Origin of the sequence: Rhodovulum sp. PH10, from assembly GCF_000293785.1 — a bacterium.
Lineage (GTDB): Bacteria > Pseudomonadota > Alphaproteobacteria > Rhizobiales > Xanthobacteraceae > Rhodoplanes.
In genome coordinates this window covers 123,721-139,682 of the sequence record NZ_AKZI01000008.1, presented here as the reverse complement: position 1 = coordinate 139,682, position 15,962 = coordinate 123,721, and the positions used below count along the sequence as shown (strand labels likewise).

Here is a 15,962-nt window from a genome sequence, read left to right as displayed (position 1 = left end):
CCGGCCAGCAAGGAACAATCCCGTGGAACCCTCCGACGTGGGCCGGCAGGCGAGCGCCCTGTGGTATGTCGCGCCCGGCCGCGGCGAGATCCGCGACGAGCCGGTCCGCGCTCCCGGCGCGGGCGAGGTTCTGGTGCAGACCCGCTACACTGCCCTCAGCCGCGGCACCGAGCGGCTGGTGTTTTCCGGCCGGGTGCCCGAAAGCGAGCGCACCCGCATGCGGGCGCCCTTCATGGGTGGCGACTTTCCGTTCCCGGTGAAATACGGCTACGCACTGGTCGGCACGGTGCGCGCGGGCTCGCCCGACCTTCTCGGCCGCACCGTCTTTGCGCTCCATCCGCACCAGACGGCTTGCACCCTGCCTGCCGAGGCGGTGCTGCCGGTGCCGGAGGGCGTACCCACGCGCCGCGCGGTGCTCGCCGCCAACATGGAGACCGCGCTGAACGCCGTGTGGGACGCCGCCCCCGCCCCGGCCGACCGGATCGCGGTGGTCGGCGGCGGGGTGATCGGCTGCCTGATCGCCTGCCTGTGCGGCTCGCTCGCCGGCGCCGAGGTGACGCTGGTCGACCTCTTGCCGGCGCGTGCGAAAATCGCCGAAGCTCTCGGGGTCGGCTTCGCCCTGCCCGACGATGCGCCGGAAGACTGCGACCTCGTGATGCATGCGAGCGCCTCGGCCGCCGGTCTCGCCACCGCCCTCCGGCTCGCCGGCGAGGAGGCGACCATCCTCGAGGCGAGCTGGCACGGCGAAGGCACCGTCGCGGCGCCGCTCGGCGGCGCGTTCCATGCAAAACGCCTGCGGCTCCTGTCGAGCCAGGTCGGGCGCGTCGCCCCGTCGCACCGCCCCCGCTGGACGCCGCGGCGGCGGCTCGCGGCAGCGCTCGATCTGCTCGCCGACGCGCGGCTCGACGTCCTGCTCGCATCCAACCTGCCGTTTGCTGCGTTGCCGAAGGAGATCGGCACGATCCTCGCCCCGCAGAGCGACGTGCTGTGCCAGGTGATCGACTATCACCCGCAAAACCTCGAACCGATCGGACAGGAGGAGTCGTGGGAAAAGCCATCGTGACCGTCGTCGTATCCGTTGCCGTCGTTCTCGGCGCTGCGACCGTCCTGATGCTCGCCCGCGGCGGCGGCGTCTTTGGGCAAGGCATGACGGGTGGCGGGATGATGGGCGGCGGCATGATGGGCCGGGGCATGATGGGAAACGGGATGATGGGGTCCGGCGGCAGCATCGCGCGGCACCGGTACGTCATGACGTCCGGCGTGCCCGCCCCTTACGACGCGATGCGCGTTCCAGCGCCGCGCACCCCGGCGACGCTCGACCGCGGCGCTGCCGTCTATGCCGAAAACTGCGAATCCTGCCACGGCCCGCGCGGCGAGGGCGACGGCCCGGCCGGCAAGGACTTGTCGCCGCCGCCGGGAAACCTCGCCGCGATCGCGCAGATGCCGATGATGGCCTCCGACGGCTATCTCTATTGGACGATTGCCGAGGGCGGCGAAAAATTCGGCAGCGCCATGCCGGCCTTCCACGATGCGCTGTCGAAGGACGAGATCCAGGCGGTCGTGGCCTATGTCCAGGCAGGCCTGCCGCCGCGCCGCGACGACCAGAGCACCGACCGGAGCGCCGCCCACTGACGCGCCGGCCGGCTCCCGCCCGCCGCGTGCCGGGCGTATGCTGCGGCGCAGGCCGCCGGTCGCTGCGGCCGATGGGAGGCTTTCTTTGTTCGCCCTCGAAGTCCGCCGCCACGTGATGATCGCCCACTCCTTCCGCGGTGCCGTGTTCGGCCCCGCCCAGGCGCTGCACGGCGCGACCTTCCTGGTCGACGCCGCCTTCATGACGGAAACGCTCGATCCGCACGGGCTGGTGGTCGATATCGGCCGGGCCGGCGACGTGCTCGAGGGCGCCCTCGCCCCCCTCGCCTATCGCAATCTCGACGACCTGCCCGACTTTTTGGGCGTCAACACCACCACCGAGTTCTTGGCGAAGCACATCCACGACCGGCTCGCCGAGGCGGCGCGCGCCGGCGCGCTCGGCCGCGCCGCGAGCGAGATCGCGGCGATCCGCGTGACGCTGTCGGAATCGCACGTCGCCCGCGCCTGGTACGAGGCGCCGCCGTGAGGCGGCTGGTGCTCGCCGTGCCGGGCTCGCTCGACACCCCGACCGGCGGCTACGCCTACGATCGCCGTGTGGCGGCGGAGATTTTTCGGCACGACATCGCGGTCGACGTGCTGGATCTCGGCACCGGCTTTCCCTCTCCGACCGATTTGCAGCGAAGCACTGCGCTCGAAGGCTTGAAAAACTTGCCGGCGGGCGTGCCGGTGGTGGTCGACGGGCTCGCCTGCGGCGTGCTGCCGGAGATCGCGACCGTCTGCCACGACCGGCCGGTGGTCGCGCTGGTGCATCACCCGCTCGCCTGCGAGAGCGGCCTCGCGCCGGAGGCCGCCGCAAAGTACCGGCGGAGCGAGCGGGCGGCGCTCGCGGCGGTCCACCGGGTGATCGTCACCAGCGAGACGACGGCCCGCCTGCTCGCCGCCGACTACGCGGTGCCGCGCGAACGAATCACCGTGGCGCCGCCCGGCCTCGACCGGCGCCCGGACGCGGCCACGCCGCCACGGCAGGGCACCCCGGACGAATTGGAATTGCTCGCGGTCGGCGCGGTGATTCCCCGCAAGGGATACGACGTGCTGGTGGCGGCGCTCGCGGGCCTGAAACACCTGCCCTGGCGGCTGACGATCGCCGGCGCGCTCGATCGCGACGCGGTTTTTGCCGCGCGGCTTTTTGCACAGATCAACGAAACGGGGCTCGAAACGCGCATCGTGCGGGCCGGCGCGGTGACGGTGGAGCGGCTGGCGTGCCTCTATGGCGCCGCCGATCTGTTCGTTCTGCCCTCGCGATACGAGGGATACGGCATGGTGTTTTCCGAGGCGGCGAGCTACGGTCTGGCGATGATCGGCACGACGGGAGGGGCGACGCCCGAGACCATTCCACCGGGCGCCGGCCTCCTGGTCGCGCCGGACGACGTGAAGGGTCTCTCCGCGGCGCTCCACCGGCTGATCACCGACCACGACATGCGGTCGCGCTGTGCGGCCGCGGCCCTCGCCGGTGCGGCGACACGGCCGACCTGGGACGAGACCGCCGAACGAATCCTCGCGGCCGTCCGTTCCGCAACCGACGAGGCGCGCTCGTGACGATGTTCTCCGCCGGCTGGCTGCAGCGGCGCGAGCCGCACGATCGCCTCGCCCGCGACCCCGACGTGCTGAAGGTGGTGGCGGAGACGTTTCGGTCCGATGCCGCCATCTCGGTGGTCGACATCGCCTGCGGCACCGGCGCGATGATGCGGGCGATTCACGACGTGCTGCCGATGCATCAGCACTGGCGGCTGGTCGACAACGATCTCGGCCTGCTCGCCCGCGCGAGCGCCCCCGCCGACCGCGACGTCCGCATCTCCCCGATGCCGCTCGATCTCGACCGCGACCTCGAGGCGGCGCTCGACGGGCCGGTCGATCTGGTGGTCACCTCGGGCTTTCTCGATCTCGTCTCGGAGCGCTGGCTCGATCGGCTGGTGACCGAGCTCGCGGTGCGCAATTTGCCCTTCTACGCGACGCTCTCCTATGACGGCCGGGTCGAGCTCGAGCCGTGGGACGAGGCGGACCGGGCGATGGTGTCGGCCTTCAACCGCCACCAGACGCTCGACAAGGGTTTTGGCGGCGCACTCGGCCCGGAGGCGGCGGCGCAGGCGGTGACGCTGTTTCGGCGGCTCGGCTACGAGGTGACGATCGGCCCGGCCGACTGGGCGGTCGAGGCGAGTGCGGCGATCCATGCCGAGCTGATCGCCGGGCTCGCCGGCGCGGCGCGCGAGCTGGTCGGCATTCCGGAGACCACCATCGACGCCTGGGAATCGCGCCGGCTCGCTTGGCTCGACGACGGGCTCGGCCTGCTGCGGATCGGTCACACCGACTTCTTCGCCCGCCCGACCGTCCGGCGCTGAGCCGCGAGGTCGCAGTCGAACAAGACCTCGTCTCCCAGAGGATGCACCCGCGTGCGCGGGCGCAGCGCCTCGTCGGCATCGGGGATCGGCGGCAGCGTGCAGCCGGCCCGGCCCGAGCCGAGGATCACCGGCGCGACCACCACGTGCAGGCGATCGAGGCAGCCGGCGGCGAGAAAGCGCGACAGCGTGTCGGCTCCGCCCTCGATCAGCACCCGCCGAAATCCTTTTGCCGCCAGCGCACGAAGGATTGCGGCCGGCTCCAGCCGCCCGTTTCCGGCGGGCAGCGGCAAACGCTCGACGCCGTCGGGAAGATCGGGACGGGTGGTTTGGGCGGTGACGACGAGGCGGCGGGTACCGTCGTCGGCGAGCAGGGTGGCGTCCGCCGGCAGCTTGCCGTGCGGGTCGATCACCACGCGGGCCGGGTTTTGGCCGGACACGCGCCGCACGGTCAGCCGGGGGTCGTCGCACAAGGCCGTGCCGACGCCGACCACCACGGCATCGACCACCGCCCGCAGCCGGTGCAGATGGGTGAGGCCTTCCGGGCCGTTGATCGTCTCGAGCCGGCCGCCGGCGGTGGCGATCCGCCCGTCGAGCGACTGGCCGAGCTGGCCGACCACCAGAAGATCGTCGACGAGACCGTGACGCAGGGGGTCGAACACCGCCTCGAAGGCGGGCGGCAGCCGGCCGCCGGTGCGGATCGCCTGCGGCACGGCGTCCCACTCGTGGGCCCAGTCGTCGACCGGCGGATCCACCACCGGCGCATCGGCGACAGGGGCATCGACGACCGGGTCATCCCTTCCGCGATCGGTCCACGCCTCGTCGACCGACACGAGCCGGCGACGCGCGGCCAAAAATGGTCGGGATTGCGATCCGAGCACGCTCGCCCCCTACGGGCGCGCCCATACCGGGCGTCGCCCCGAACAGACGCCGGCGAGAACCGGCCGGGATGGTGTCGAGCGACAACCGGCGAGACGGTGCCGGGTTCCACCCGGCCGAGTCGCACGCTTCCGTACACACGCCGCGATTGCGGGCGCAACGATCGCCATGCTCGCGCGTTCCCTCGCCGCACCGGTAGCGAGCCACGGTGAGCGAGGCACGATGAGCGAGGCACCGGCGCCCGGCCGGTGCCTCACACCACGATCGGCAGCAGGAGGTCGGCATGGCGACGCTCGACACGCGCGCGCGGGAACGGGACGCAGACACGGACACGCGCGACGGGCGCGCGCTGCCGGGCTACACGCTCACCGCCCGCACCCTGCACTGGGTGACGGCGGCGATCGTGATCACCATGATCCCGATGGGATTCCTGCTGGAGAGCCTGCCGCGCGGGCCGATCCAGAACACGGCGTTCGACCTGCACCGCTCGTTCGGCATTCTGGTCCTGCTGCTGGTGGTGGCGCGGTTCGTGTATCGCCAGATCAATCCGCCGCCGCCGCTGCCCGCCGACGTGCCGGGCTGGCAGCGCTCGGCCGCGCACGCCAACCACTACGCGCTCTATGCGCTCCTGATCCTGCAGCCGCTGGTCGGCTGGGTCGCGACCTCGGCCTATGGCGCGCCGGTGGCGTTCTTCTGGCTGTTCGAGCTGCCGCCCGCGTGGCCGCAGAACAAGGAGTTGTCCCACACGCTGTTCGAGCTGCACGGGCTGATCGGCCTCTTGCTCGGCGCGCTGATCGTGCTGCACGTCGCCGCCGCGCTGCACCACCATTTCGGCCGCCACGACGCGACACTGATGCGGATGCTGCGCGGCTGACCGATCCTCGCCGGGCGCATGGTCAGGCGGGGGTCGGGCTCGGCGCCAGAAGCTGCTCGCGGGCGAGCGCGGCGAACCGGCCGTCCGCCGCCATCAGCGCATCGAACGAGCCGCGCTCGACCACCCGCCCGTGGTCGAGGACCAGGATCTCGTCGGCGCGGCGAACGGTCGCCAGCCGGTGGGCGATCACGAAGGTGGTGCGCCCGCGCATCGCCTCGTCGAGCGCCGCCATCAGCTTGGCCTCGGTCGCGGCGTCGAGCGCCGAGGTCGGCTCGTCGAGGATCAGCACCGGCGGCGCCTTGAGGAGCACGCGGGCGATCGCCAGCCGCTGCCGCTCGCCGCCCGACAAGAGGCGGCCGCGCTCGCCGACCCGCGCCGCGAAGCCGCCCGGCGTTCTGTCGATGAAATCGAGCGCCTGCGCCCGCTCGGCGGCGAGCCGCAGCTCGGCCTCGGTCGCGTCCGGCTTGCCGACCCGCAGATTGTCGGCGATCGAGCGGTCGAACAAGAGCCCTTCCTGAAACACGACGCCGATGTTTCGCCGCAGCCCCGCCAGCGTCATCGTGCGGATGTCGATGCCGTCGATGGTGATGGTGCCGGAATCCGGATCGAAGGCGCGGTGCAGCAGCGCGAGCGCGGTCGATTTTCCTGCCCCGGTCGCGCCGACCAGCGCGACGCAGCGGCCGGGCGCGACGGAGAGCGTGAGGTCGGTGACCGCCGGGCGGGTGCCGTCGTGGGAGAAGGAGACGCGGTCGAACACGACCGCGCCTGTCAGGCGGCCGGGATCGATCGCGCCCGGCGCGTCACGGATCGCCGGCTCGGCGTCGAGCAGCGCGTAGAGCTCGGCGAGCCGCGGCGCCTCGGCGAACACGCGGGTGACGAACCACACGGCGTCCTGCAGGCGGGCGATCAGCAGGCCGGCAAAGCCCATGAAGGTGACGATCTCGCCGATCGAGGCGAGCCCCGCGAGATGCAGCACCGTGCCGTAGACGACGATCGCGAGCAGCGTCAGCGTGGTCGCCGCGCGGGTGAGGACGGCGACCAGCGCCCACCACCACAGCACCGGGATCTGCGCCGCGAGCAGCGTCTCGATCATCGCCCGCAGGCTCCCCACCTCGGCGTCGACGCGGGCGAAGGAGTGCACCAGCGCGATGTTGCCGAGCGTGTCGGAGGCGCGCGCGGCGAGCTCCGAATAGTTCGACTCGACCTTGCTCTGAAGCTGCTCGGTGCGCCGCATCACGAAGGCGGTGAGCAGCGTGAAGGCGACCGCCAGCAGCACCAGCAGCGAGGCGAGCCGCCAGTTCATCACCAGCGCGATCGGCAAGAGCACGAAGAACGAGGCGATCGAGGCGAGATTGTCGCGGAAGAAGGCGAGCCAGATGCCCCACAGCGCATCGGTGCCGGCGAGCATCACCTTCAGGAGCCGGCCGGAATGGGTGGCGCCGTGAAAGGCGAGCGGCAGGTCGAGCAGATGCTCGAAGGCGTCGGTCAGCACCGCCTGGCGCTGGCGGTGCGCGAGCCGGTCGGCATTGAGCGCGACCAGCGTGCCGGCGACGATGGAGAACAGGCCGAACGCGACCCAGGCGGCGAGCAGCCAGCCGAGCCGCGCGAACGGGAACGGCCCGGCCGCCGCCTGCGCACCCGCCAGCGTGTCGATCACCCGGCCGAACAGCACCGGCTCGGCGAAGGCCGCTGCCGCGAGCACCAGATTGGCGAGGGCGAGCAACCGCGCCAGCCGCTTCTCGCGCGACAGGAGCGACAGCGCACGCAGATAGAGACGAACGACCGACATCTGGTTCCCGTGCGGAGTCCGGCGAGGCGTACCGGGCCGCAGCATCGACAGGAAACACGGCCGCCGTGCGGCGGTGGGGGGTGCGGCGGTGGGGCGCGCGACGGCGCGCCGGGCGGCCGCAGCGCGGCGCTATCTCACCAGCCGGACGGAGCCGCCGCCCCCGGCGCCGCCGATCGTGCGGCTCGCGGCCGGCGCGAGATTCCAGCGGGTCTGGTCGAGAATGAGCGTCCTGAACACCAGCGTCGCCTTGTCGGTCGCGAGGTTCGACTTGGCGTTGAAGGTGACGTCGCGGCTCGGCAGATAGATCAGCCCTTCGAGCTCGTTGGCGACGGAATCGTTGAACACGAACTGCGAGCGCGACAGGCCCGGCGGCTCGTACATCAGGATGCCGGAATAGGTGCCGCTGGTCGGCGCCTTCAACGTCGCCGAGATGCCGCTGTTGAACTGGATCTTCGAGGTGTCGGCGAAATAGAAGGTCACGCCGGTGCCGGTCCAGCGGCCACCATTGACGTTCCAGCCGCCGTTCTTGATCACGTAGAGGCCGGGCGCGAGCGTCACGGTCGGCGCCCCGTTGAAGTTGAACCAGCCGCAATAGACCCCCGGCGACAGCGACACCGAGCCGCCGTTGAAATTGCCGTTGCTCGCGGTGCACGAGGTGCTTTCCGGCACCGGCAGCGCGCCGGCGAACGGATCGGTCGCGGCCGAGCAGCGCGTCTCGACATTGGCGACGGTGGTCGAGTTGTAGATCGGCGTCGAGCCGGCGAGGCAGGTCTTCTTGGTGGTGAAGGTGGTGCCGGCATTGAAGATCGCCGCCGGCGAGCCGGTCGAGCGGACGTGCACCTCGCAGTCCGGCGCGTTCAGCACGGCACCGCCATTGACCAGCAGCGGCTGCGAGCCGGTCGGCTCGACCAGCAGCACGCACACGGTCGAGGAGGATTTCTTCGCGGTCGCCGTGGCGCGCGCGGTCAGCGTCTCCATCCGGGCGATGCCGAGAAAGCCGGTCGGCACCGCGATCGCGGCGGTGCCGGTCAGCGTGTCGGAGCCGAGCGTGAAGTCGGGCCCCGACAATGCGCCTTCGGTGCCGGACAGGTTGGCGGAAAACACGCTTCTGGCGACCGCGACGTCGTCGGCCCCCAGGCCGGCGAGAACGGCGGCGTCGAGCGCCGCCTGGAGGCGCGCCTCGACGTTCTGGGTCCGGGTGTAGTCCACCATCCCGCCGGCGAGCAGCACGACCGGGACGAGGACGAGCGCGAATATCACCGCGATGTTGCCGCGGGTATCGGACCAGAAGGACATTTCGACTCGAATTCGAGATTGCTTCGATCGAAACGTTCTAGGCCGGACCGGTCTAGAAAGGATTACCGCGACCCTCGAATATGGAGGTATCAAAAAACCTTCTAACGTCCCCGCCGGCCCGCTCTCATTTCTCCGCGCGGGTCTCCGGCGTCTTGCGGGTCGCGACCAGAACGTTGGACTGGTTCGGCCGCCAGCGATAGCCGATGCCGAAATCGATCGGCGTGCTCTTGCGGAACAAGCGCGCATAGCCCGCCTGATAGCGGCCGGGAAACAGCGCGATCGGCCCGAGATAGCGGCCGAACGGCGCGAGCTCCCAGGTGCCGGCATCGTAATGCGCGAGCGGGATGCCGGAATCGTCCTGCACCATGGTCGCCGTCTCTGCGAGCAGGAATTTCCGCACCGTCGAGAACGAGCCGGAATGCAGCAGGTAGGACGCGCTCTTCACGAAGCCGTCGGCCGGCGCCAGCGTGCGGCAGAAGGCGAGGAAGCCGCTCGTCTCCACGCTGCGGTCGGAAAGATCGGTGGTGAAGTAAAAGAGCGTACGCGGCTTCTGGTCCGGCCCGGAGAAGACGATCTTGACGCCGTGCGCGCCGGATTTCCGCACCGTCTCGTCGTCGGGGCGCACCGTGCCGTCGGCCGCGAGCGCGACCCGCTCGACCGAGCGCACCGTGTGCCCGGTGCGGGCGAGAAACACGTAAATCACCGGCAGCGTGCCGGTGATCCGGCCGGCGCGGAGATTGGTCTTCATCTTCTTGGTGACGAAGAAGCTGTAGGCGAGGATCGAGTCGAGCGAGCCTTGCAGCTGGCGCAGCTCGCCGCCGAGCGTGCCGCGCGGCAGATCGGCCAGATCGGGCACCGCACCGACCGGCTCGAGCCCGCTCAGAACATAGGTCTCCGCGTTCGGAAAGAAGGCGTCGGCATAGAGGAAGTCCGGGCCGCTGAACATGTAGAACAGCGTCGGCTTTTGGCGGGTCAGATGCGCCTTCGACCACGCCCGGATTTTTTCCAGCTGCCGCCGCTCGAGCCGCCCGAACGCCGCATCGAACGCTCTCGCGTGTTGTTGCCAGGCGGCCGTCTTCGTCAGCGGGGCGAGCGGCGAGCCGGCGTCCGGGGCGAGACCGGCGAGCACGCGAGCGGTGTCGTTCGCGCTCGCGGTGTCGGCCGCCCGCACGGCGGGCGCGGCGACGAGAAGCAGCAGGGCCGCGGCCGCCGCGGCGAGCATTTTTACGACGGGCATGGTCGCTCGCTCAGTTGGAGGTGGCCGGGACCGGCGCCCGGGTTCGCGACAGCGCGTAGAGGAGAAGCCCGGAGGCCATGAACAGGATCCCGATCAGCGCCTGGGTCGGCCGGCTGGTGACGAGGTGGTACATCATGAAGCCGGTGACGGCGAGAAACACGATCGGCGTCACCGGAAAGCCCCAGGCCCTGTAGGGCCGCGGCAGGTCGGGCCGGGTGATGCGCAGCTTGATCACGCCGACCACGGCGATGAACGAGCAGGCGATCAGCGAGAACTGGATGAAGTCGAGCACCGCCTCGAAGCTCTGGGTGAGCAGCATCAAGTTGGACATCGCGAGCTGAAACAGGATCGCCGCGACCGGCACGCCGCCCGCCGAGGTGCGCGAGAAGAACCGCAGCGCCGGCAAATCCTCGCCCATCACCATCGCGACGCGCGGGCCGATCCACATCATCGCGCTCACCGATGAGACGAGGCCGATACAGATCAGCGCGCCGACCACCCGGCCGCCCGCCTCGCCGAAAATATGGGTGCCGGCGACCGCCGCGACGTCGAGCTGGCCGGCCATCGCCGCGATCGGCGTGGTGTAGAGAAACAGCGCGTTGAGCGCGACATAGAGCGCGATCACGATCAGCGTGCCGGTGAGCAGCGAGCGCGGCACGCTGCGCTGCGGATCGTCCATCTCGCCGACGATGTAGGTCGCGGCGTTCCAGCCGGAATAGGCGTACATCACGAACACGAGGCCGATCGCGAACGGCGCGCCGGTGACGTGAGAGAGATCGGCCATGCTCGGCGCGAACGAGATGTTTTGCGGCGTGCCGAAGGCGAGGCCGGCGACGATGAAGGCGACGATCAGCGCGACCTTCAGAATGGTGCCGGCGGACTGAAAGAGGCTCGAATTGCGCAGGCCGGTCAGCGCGATCAGCGACACGATCCAGGTGAGGCCGAGCCCCAGCACCAGCGGCGGCACGGCGCCGGGCGCCACCGCCTGGGCGTATTCGCCGAACGCTATCGCCGCGAGCGCCACCGGTGCGGCGAAGCCCACCGTCGCCGACAGCCAGCCGGCGAGGAAGCCGAGGGCAGGATGAAACGCGCGGCGCAGATAATTGTACTCGCCGCTCGAGCGCGGGAACATCGCCGCCAGCTCGCTGTAGCAGAACACCCCGCACAGCGCGACGAAGCCGCCGACCAGCCACAGAAGCAGGATCGAGAAGGCCGACGGGATGTCCGCGACCTGAAAGCCGAGGCTCGTAAAAACGCCGACGCCGACCATGTCGGCCACCACGATGGCGGTCGCGGTGGCGGCCGAGACGCCGCGCCCGGTGTTTTTGCCCGTGGCCTTGCCGGGTGCCGCCTGCCGGTCCGGACGCGGCGGCACCTCCGTCCCGCCGGCTGGCGGGCCTTCCGATTCCGCTGCGATCATCCGAACGGTCCCCGCGAACGGTCCCCTCTAACGGTTCCTCGGCACCGCATTGCGAGCGGAACTGTAACGCGATCCACCGGGAGCCGTGCAAGTCTCTTTTATGGGCCCGTTAGGGTTAAGGATCGGACAATGCTTTGCCGGCAGACTGCGACGGGGGACGAAGCGGGCGAGACCGGGCCGTTCCGAGGCCGGCTCGGAACCGGCACCGAAATGGGCGCGTCTCCCTCGAGACGACACATTCCGATGTCTTCACTGCGCGCGCAAGTGGGGAATATCGGCTCGACACGTCACAGGGTTTTCCGCGCTCCCGGCGCAGATCGCGCCGGCATGCACGATCGGAGCAGCGTGGGGAATGGGCTCGCAGGCCTGCTCGACAGCCGGTTCGAACGGCGAGGGGGATTTTCTGCCCGCACGCCTGGGCGGCGGCGTGTGGCTGCCGCCACGCCGGCGCCCGGTCGGCCGCCGCATCCTCCGGCTGGTGGTCCCGCTCGCGACAATGGCCGCGCTCGGCCTGCTGACGGTGCAGGGCTGCGTCACCGACGGCGCCAAGAGCACGCCCCCCTCGGCCTCCGACGCCCCGGCATCTCCGTCCACGCTTTCGCAAAAAGCCGACCGGCTGGTGCCGCGCGGGCTGGTCCGCGGCGGCGGCATCGCCAAGGCCGACCGTTTGGCGGCGCATGCCCGCCCCTCGGCCCGCGTCGCCTCCGCCGACGGGACACCTTTTGCGCAGCGCTTCCCTGTCGCGAGCCTCTTTGCATCGCCCCGCAAGGGCACGCAGGCGCCGGACGCTTCTCCGGAGACGACCGAGGGGCTGCCGCCGGGCTCGGTTCGCACCGCCTCGCTCGCGCCCGATCCCGCCGTCCATCTCGGCACCCCGCAAAAGGCGCGCACCGAGCTGATCGCCTTCGACAACTCGGCCTTCCCCTATGACGGGCGCAACCCACGCTCGGGCACCGGCGGGCGCTCGCGCTGGCAGGCCGCGCGCTATCGCGACGACCGCGTGCTGATGCACATCCCGCGCGGCTTCGATCCGCACCGGCCGGGGGTGATCGTGGTGTTCTTCCACGGCCACGGCGCGACGCTTTCCCGCGACGTGCGCGACCGCCAGCTGGTGCCGGAGCAGATTTCGGAATCCGGCGTCAATGCCGTGCTGCTCGCCCCCCAGCTCGCGGTCGACGCCGCCGATTCCTCCGCCGGAAAGTTCTGGGAGCCCGGCGGGTTTTCCCGCTTTCTGAACGAGTCCGCCGGCCGGCTCGCCCGCCTCTATGGCGACCCCGACACCGAGAAGCTCTTTTCCCGCATGCCAGTGGTGGTGGTCGGCTACAGCGGCGGCTATGTCCCGACCGCCTGGAGCCTGCATGTCGGCGGGCTCGGCAACCGCATCCGCGGCGTGCTGCTGCTCGACGCGCTCTATGGCGAGCTCGACAAGTTCGCCTCCTGGATCGGCAAGCACCGCAACGCCTTCTTCGTCAGCGCCTACACCCATTACACAAAACGGCGCGACGACGAGCTCGCCCGCATGCTGAGCAGCCGCGGCATCCGCGTCGCGCGCGAGCTCGACGGCCCGCTCACGCCCGGCACGGTCGCCTTCCTCGCCACCGGCGAGGGCATCCGCCACCGCGACTACGTGACCCGCGCCTGGACCCGCAACCCGATCGAGGACGTTTTGGTGCGGATGGCCCGCCGCGCGCCGAACGCCGGCAATCGCAGCGCCGCCGCGCTGGTCCGCCCCTGAGCGTATCGCCGCCCCCGCCGGGCCGCCGAGACGGCGCAAAAATACCTCCGCGAAAGCCGCCGCTGCCGCGCCCTTCCATTTCGCCGCGGCGCACCTACATGCGAACCATCGTCAACAACCGAAAGGAGGTGATCCAGTGTCTCATTGTCTTTCGCCGCGGCCGGCGGTCACGACCTGGATTCTCGCCTCTGCCGAGGTTTGCGTCGCCTGAGGCGGCGTTCCAGGTCCCTCGCCGGACCCGGCTCGACAATGGAAGGGCTGCCCTCGCGGGCAGCCCTTCGCATATCGACGTCCTGCCGAGCCGCGTCCCCTGCCGCGTCCCCTGCCCCGCCGGGTGGCGCCCATTGCAAAAACCCGCTATCGCGGCGCCATGACCGAACCTTCCGACGCCCCTGCCGAAACGATCCGCATTCTTGTCGACGCCGACGCCTGCCCGGTGAAGGACGAGGTGTTTCGTGTCGCCGCCCGCCACGGCGTGCCGGTGACGGTGGTGGCGGCGGGCTTCATCCGCGTGCCGCAGGACCCGTCGATCGAGCGGATCGCCGCCGGTCCCGGCCTCGACGCCGCCGACGACGTGATCGCCGAACGGGCGAGACCGGGCGACGTGGTGATCACCGCCGACATCCCGCTCGCCGACCGCTGCGTGAAGGCCGGCGCCACCGTGGTCTCGCCGACCGGAAAGATCCTGACCGAGGCCGAGATCGGCATGGCCCGCGCGGTGCGCGACCTGATGACCGACCTGCGCTCGGCCGGCCACGAGACGTCCGGCCCAAAACCGTTCGCGCCGCGCGACCGCTCGGCCTTCCTCCAATCGCTCGAGACGGTGGTGCGCCGCTCCCTGCGCACCAGGGCGGGCGTGTGATGGCGCCGCCGCTCCTTCAGCTGAAAAACATCGGCCTCGGCTTCGGCGGCCGGCCGCTGCTCGACGGCGTGGAGCTCACCGTCGGCGCCGGCGAGCGCGTGTGCCTGGTCGGGCGCAACGGCTCCGGCAAATCGACGCTGCTGAAGATCGCCGCCGGCCAGATCGAGGCCGACCACGGCAGCCGCTTCGTGCAGCCGGGCGCGACCGTCCGTTACCTCCCCCAAGAACCCGATTTCTCCGGCGCCGCCACCACGCTCGCCTATGTCGAGGCCGGGCTCGGCCCGGGCGACGACCCGCACCGCGCGCGCTTTCTGCTGGAGCAGCTCGGACTGACCGGCGAGGAGGACCCCGCGACGCTCTCCGGCGGCGAGACGCGCCGCGCCGCGCTCGCCCGCGCGCTGGCGCCCGAGCCCGACATCCTGCTGCTCGACGAGCCGACCAACCATCTCGACCTGCCGGTGATCGAATGGCTCGAGGACACGCTGAAAAGCTCGAGCGCGGCGATGGTGATGATCAGCCACGACCGGCGCTTCCTCGCCGGCCTGTCGCGCGTCACCGTGTGGCTCGACCGCGGCACGCTGCGGCGGATCGAGCGCGGCTTCGACGCCTTCGAGACCTGGCGTGACGAAATCCTCGCCGAGGAGGAGCGCGAGCAGCACAAGCTCGACCGAAAAATCGTCGCCGAGGAGCACTGGATGCGCTACGGCGTCACCGCGCGCCGCAAGCGCAACATGCGCCGGGTCGGCGAGCTGGAGGATTTGCGCCGGGCGCGGCGCGAGTTTCGCGGCGCCGCCGGCAGCGTCGCGCTCACCGCCGCGCAAGCGGACAATTCCGGCGCGCTGGTGATCGAGGCGGACGGACTGTCCAAGGCGTACGACGGCCGGCCGATCGTGAAAGACTTCTCCACCCGCGTGCGGCGAGGCGACCGCATCGGCATCGTCGGCCCCAACGGCACCGGCAAGACGACGCTCCTGTCGCTCCTCACCGGCACGCTCGCGCCCGACGAGGGAAGCCTGAAGCTCGGCACCAATCTCGAGGTCGCGACCCTCGAGCAGACCCGCGAAAGCCTCGATCCGAACGCCACCGTCGCGGCGACGCTGACCGGCGGGCGCGGCGACAGCGTGACGGTCGGCGGCAAGCCGCGCCACGTGATCGGCTACATGAAGGATTTTTTGTTCGCCCCCGAGCAGGCCCGCACGCCGGTCGGCGCGCTGTCGGGCGGCGAGCGCGGCCGGCTGATGCTGGCGCGGGCGCTGGCAAAGCCCTCGAACCTGTTGATCCTCGACGAGCCGACCAACGATCTCGACCTCGACACGCTCGACGTGCTCGAGGAGACGCTTGCGGACTATTCCGGCACCGTGCTGCTGATCAGCCACGACCGCGACTTTCTCGACCGCATCGTCAATGCGGTGATCGTGCCGGAGGGCGACGGCCGCTGGACCGAATATGCCGGCGGCTATACCGACATGCTGGCCCAGCGCGGCCGGGATCTCTCTCGCTCGACCGCCGGCAAGGCCACCAAGGACGAGCCACCGGAGCCGAAGGCGGTTCGTGATCAGGAGCCGAAGGCGGCCAAGCGCCGGCTCGGCTTCAACGAGAAGCACGCGCTCGAGACGCTGCCGAAGCGGATGGCCGAGCTGCAGAAGAAAATCGCGGCGTTGCACGAGAAGCTCGCCGACCCGTCGCTCTATTCGCGCGACCGCGCGGCGTTCGACGAAATTTCGGCGGATGCTGCGAGCGCCGAGACGGAGCTCGCGACCGCCGAGGAGCGCTGGCTCGAGCTCGAGATTCTGCGCGAGGAGATCGAGGGGCGCTGACCGCCCCTCCTCCGTCGCCTCTTCGTCGCCGCTCGTCGCCTCGCTGGTGCCCCGTTCCTCGCCCGCGCCG

The 15,962-nt window shown here is 70.7% G+C and carries 14 protein-coding genes; 9 read left to right on the top strand and 5 right to left on the bottom strand.

Features of this window, described 5'->3' with window-relative positions; genetic code table 11:
* The first annotated feature begins 22 nt into the window (after nt 1-22).
* The 5 genes from A33M_RS01770 to A33M_RS01750 all read left to right on the top strand — a co-directional run bounded on the left by A33M_RS01770 (nt 23) and on the right by A33M_RS01750 (nt 3,986).
* Nucleotides 23-1,063, top strand: coding sequence for a zinc-dependent alcohol dehydrogenase (locus tag A33M_RS01770; RefSeq protein WP_237718247.1), 1,041 nt, complete (start codon nt 23-25; stop codon nt 1,061-1,063).
* The gene (locus A33M_RS01765; RefSeq protein WP_008382740.1) at nt 1,060-1,632 is read left to right on the top strand and encodes a c-type cytochrome; all 573 of its coding nucleotides are present in this window, start codon (nt 1,060-1,062) and stop codon (nt 1,630-1,632) included. The genes A33M_RS01770 and A33M_RS01765 overlap by 4 nt, the downstream gene beginning before the upstream one ends.
* A gap of 85 nt (nt 1,633-1,717) precedes the next feature.
* Nucleotides 1,718-2,116: a 6-pyruvoyl trahydropterin synthase family protein gene (locus A33M_RS01760; RefSeq protein WP_008382738.1), complete on the top strand. Its 399-nt coding sequence runs from the start codon at nt 1,718-1,720 to the stop codon at nt 2,114-2,116.
* Nucleotides 2,113-3,186 carry a glycosyltransferase family 4 protein gene (locus tag A33M_RS01755; protein WP_008382737.1) on the top strand — a complete coding sequence of 358 codons (1,074 nt, stop codon included), beginning with the start codon at nt 2,113-2,115 and terminating at the stop codon, nt 3,184-3,186. The genes A33M_RS01760 and A33M_RS01755 overlap by 4 nt, the downstream gene beginning before the upstream one ends.
* Entirely contained in the window at nt 3,183-3,986 is an 804-nt protein-coding gene (locus tag A33M_RS01750; RefSeq protein ID WP_008382735.1) for a class I SAM-dependent methyltransferase, read from the top strand. The genes A33M_RS01755 and A33M_RS01750 overlap by 4 nt, the downstream gene beginning before the upstream one ends.
* Here A33M_RS01750 and A33M_RS01745 read toward each other — a convergent pair.
* Complete coding sequence (locus A33M_RS01745; RefSeq protein ID WP_237718246.1) at nt 3,947-4,741, bottom strand: RibD family protein; 795 nt, start codon at nt 4,739-4,741, stop codon at nt 3,947-3,949. The genes A33M_RS01750 and A33M_RS01745 overlap by 40 nt on opposite strands.
* 404 nt (nt 4,742-5,145) lie before the next feature.
* Here A33M_RS01745 and A33M_RS01740 point away from each other — a divergent pair, with 404 nt between their 5' ends.
* Nucleotides 5,146-5,736: a cytochrome b gene (locus A33M_RS01740; RefSeq protein WP_008382730.1), complete on the top strand. Its 591-nt coding sequence runs from the start codon at nt 5,146-5,148 to the stop codon at nt 5,734-5,736.
* 22 nt (nt 5,737-5,758) lie between these two features.
* Here the strand turns inward: A33M_RS01740 and A33M_RS01735 are convergent, their stop codons facing one another.
* The 4 genes from A33M_RS01735 to A33M_RS01720 form a co-directional block, all read right to left on the bottom strand.
* The gene (locus A33M_RS01735; RefSeq protein WP_008382728.1) at nt 5,759-7,525 is read right to left on the bottom strand and encodes a glucan ABC transporter ATP-binding protein/ permease; all 1,767 of its coding nucleotides are present in this window, start codon (nt 7,523-7,525) and stop codon (nt 5,759-5,761) included.
* Nucleotides 7,526-7,654: 129 nt separating this feature from the next.
* The gene (locus tag A33M_RS01730; RefSeq protein ID WP_008382727.1) at nt 7,655-8,821 is read right to left on the bottom strand and encodes a TadE/TadG family type IV pilus assembly protein; all 1,167 of its coding nucleotides are present in this window, start codon (nt 8,819-8,821) and stop codon (nt 7,655-7,657) included.
* Nucleotides 8,822-8,945: 124 nt separating this feature from the next.
* Nucleotides 8,946-10,058 (bottom strand): hypothetical protein, encoded by a 1,113-nt coding sequence (locus tag A33M_RS01725; protein ID WP_008382725.1) that lies wholly within the window; start codon nt 10,056-10,058, stop codon nt 8,946-8,948.
* 10 nt (nt 10,059-10,068) lie between these two features.
* On the bottom strand, nt 10,069-11,433 hold the full coding sequence (locus A33M_RS01720) for an APC family permease (protein WP_040618917.1): 1,365 nt from the start codon (nt 11,431-11,433) through the stop codon (nt 10,069-10,071).
* Nucleotides 11,434-11,905: 472 nt separating this feature from the next.
* Here A33M_RS01720 and A33M_RS22025 point away from each other — a divergent pair, with 472 nt between their 5' ends.
* The 3 genes from A33M_RS22025 to A33M_RS01705 all read left to right on the top strand — a co-directional run bounded on the left by A33M_RS22025 (nt 11,906) and on the right by A33M_RS01705 (nt 15,892).
* On the top strand, nt 11,906-13,213 hold the full coding sequence (locus A33M_RS22025; RefSeq protein ID WP_157223286.1) for an alpha/beta hydrolase: 1,308 nt from the start codon (nt 11,906-11,908) through the stop codon (nt 13,211-13,213).
* A 370-nt stretch (nt 13,214-13,583) separates the two neighbouring features.
* On the top strand, nt 13,584-14,075 hold the full coding sequence (locus tag A33M_RS01710) for a YaiI/YqxD family protein (RefSeq protein ID WP_040618915.1): 492 nt from the start codon (nt 13,584-13,586) through the stop codon (nt 14,073-14,075).
* Nucleotides 14,075-15,892, top strand: coding sequence for an ATP-binding cassette domain-containing protein (locus A33M_RS01705; protein ID WP_008382716.1), 1,818 nt, complete (start codon nt 14,075-14,077; stop codon nt 15,890-15,892). The genes A33M_RS01710 and A33M_RS01705 overlap by 1 nt, the downstream gene beginning before the upstream one ends.
* Nucleotides 15,893-15,962 lie beyond the last annotated feature (70 nt).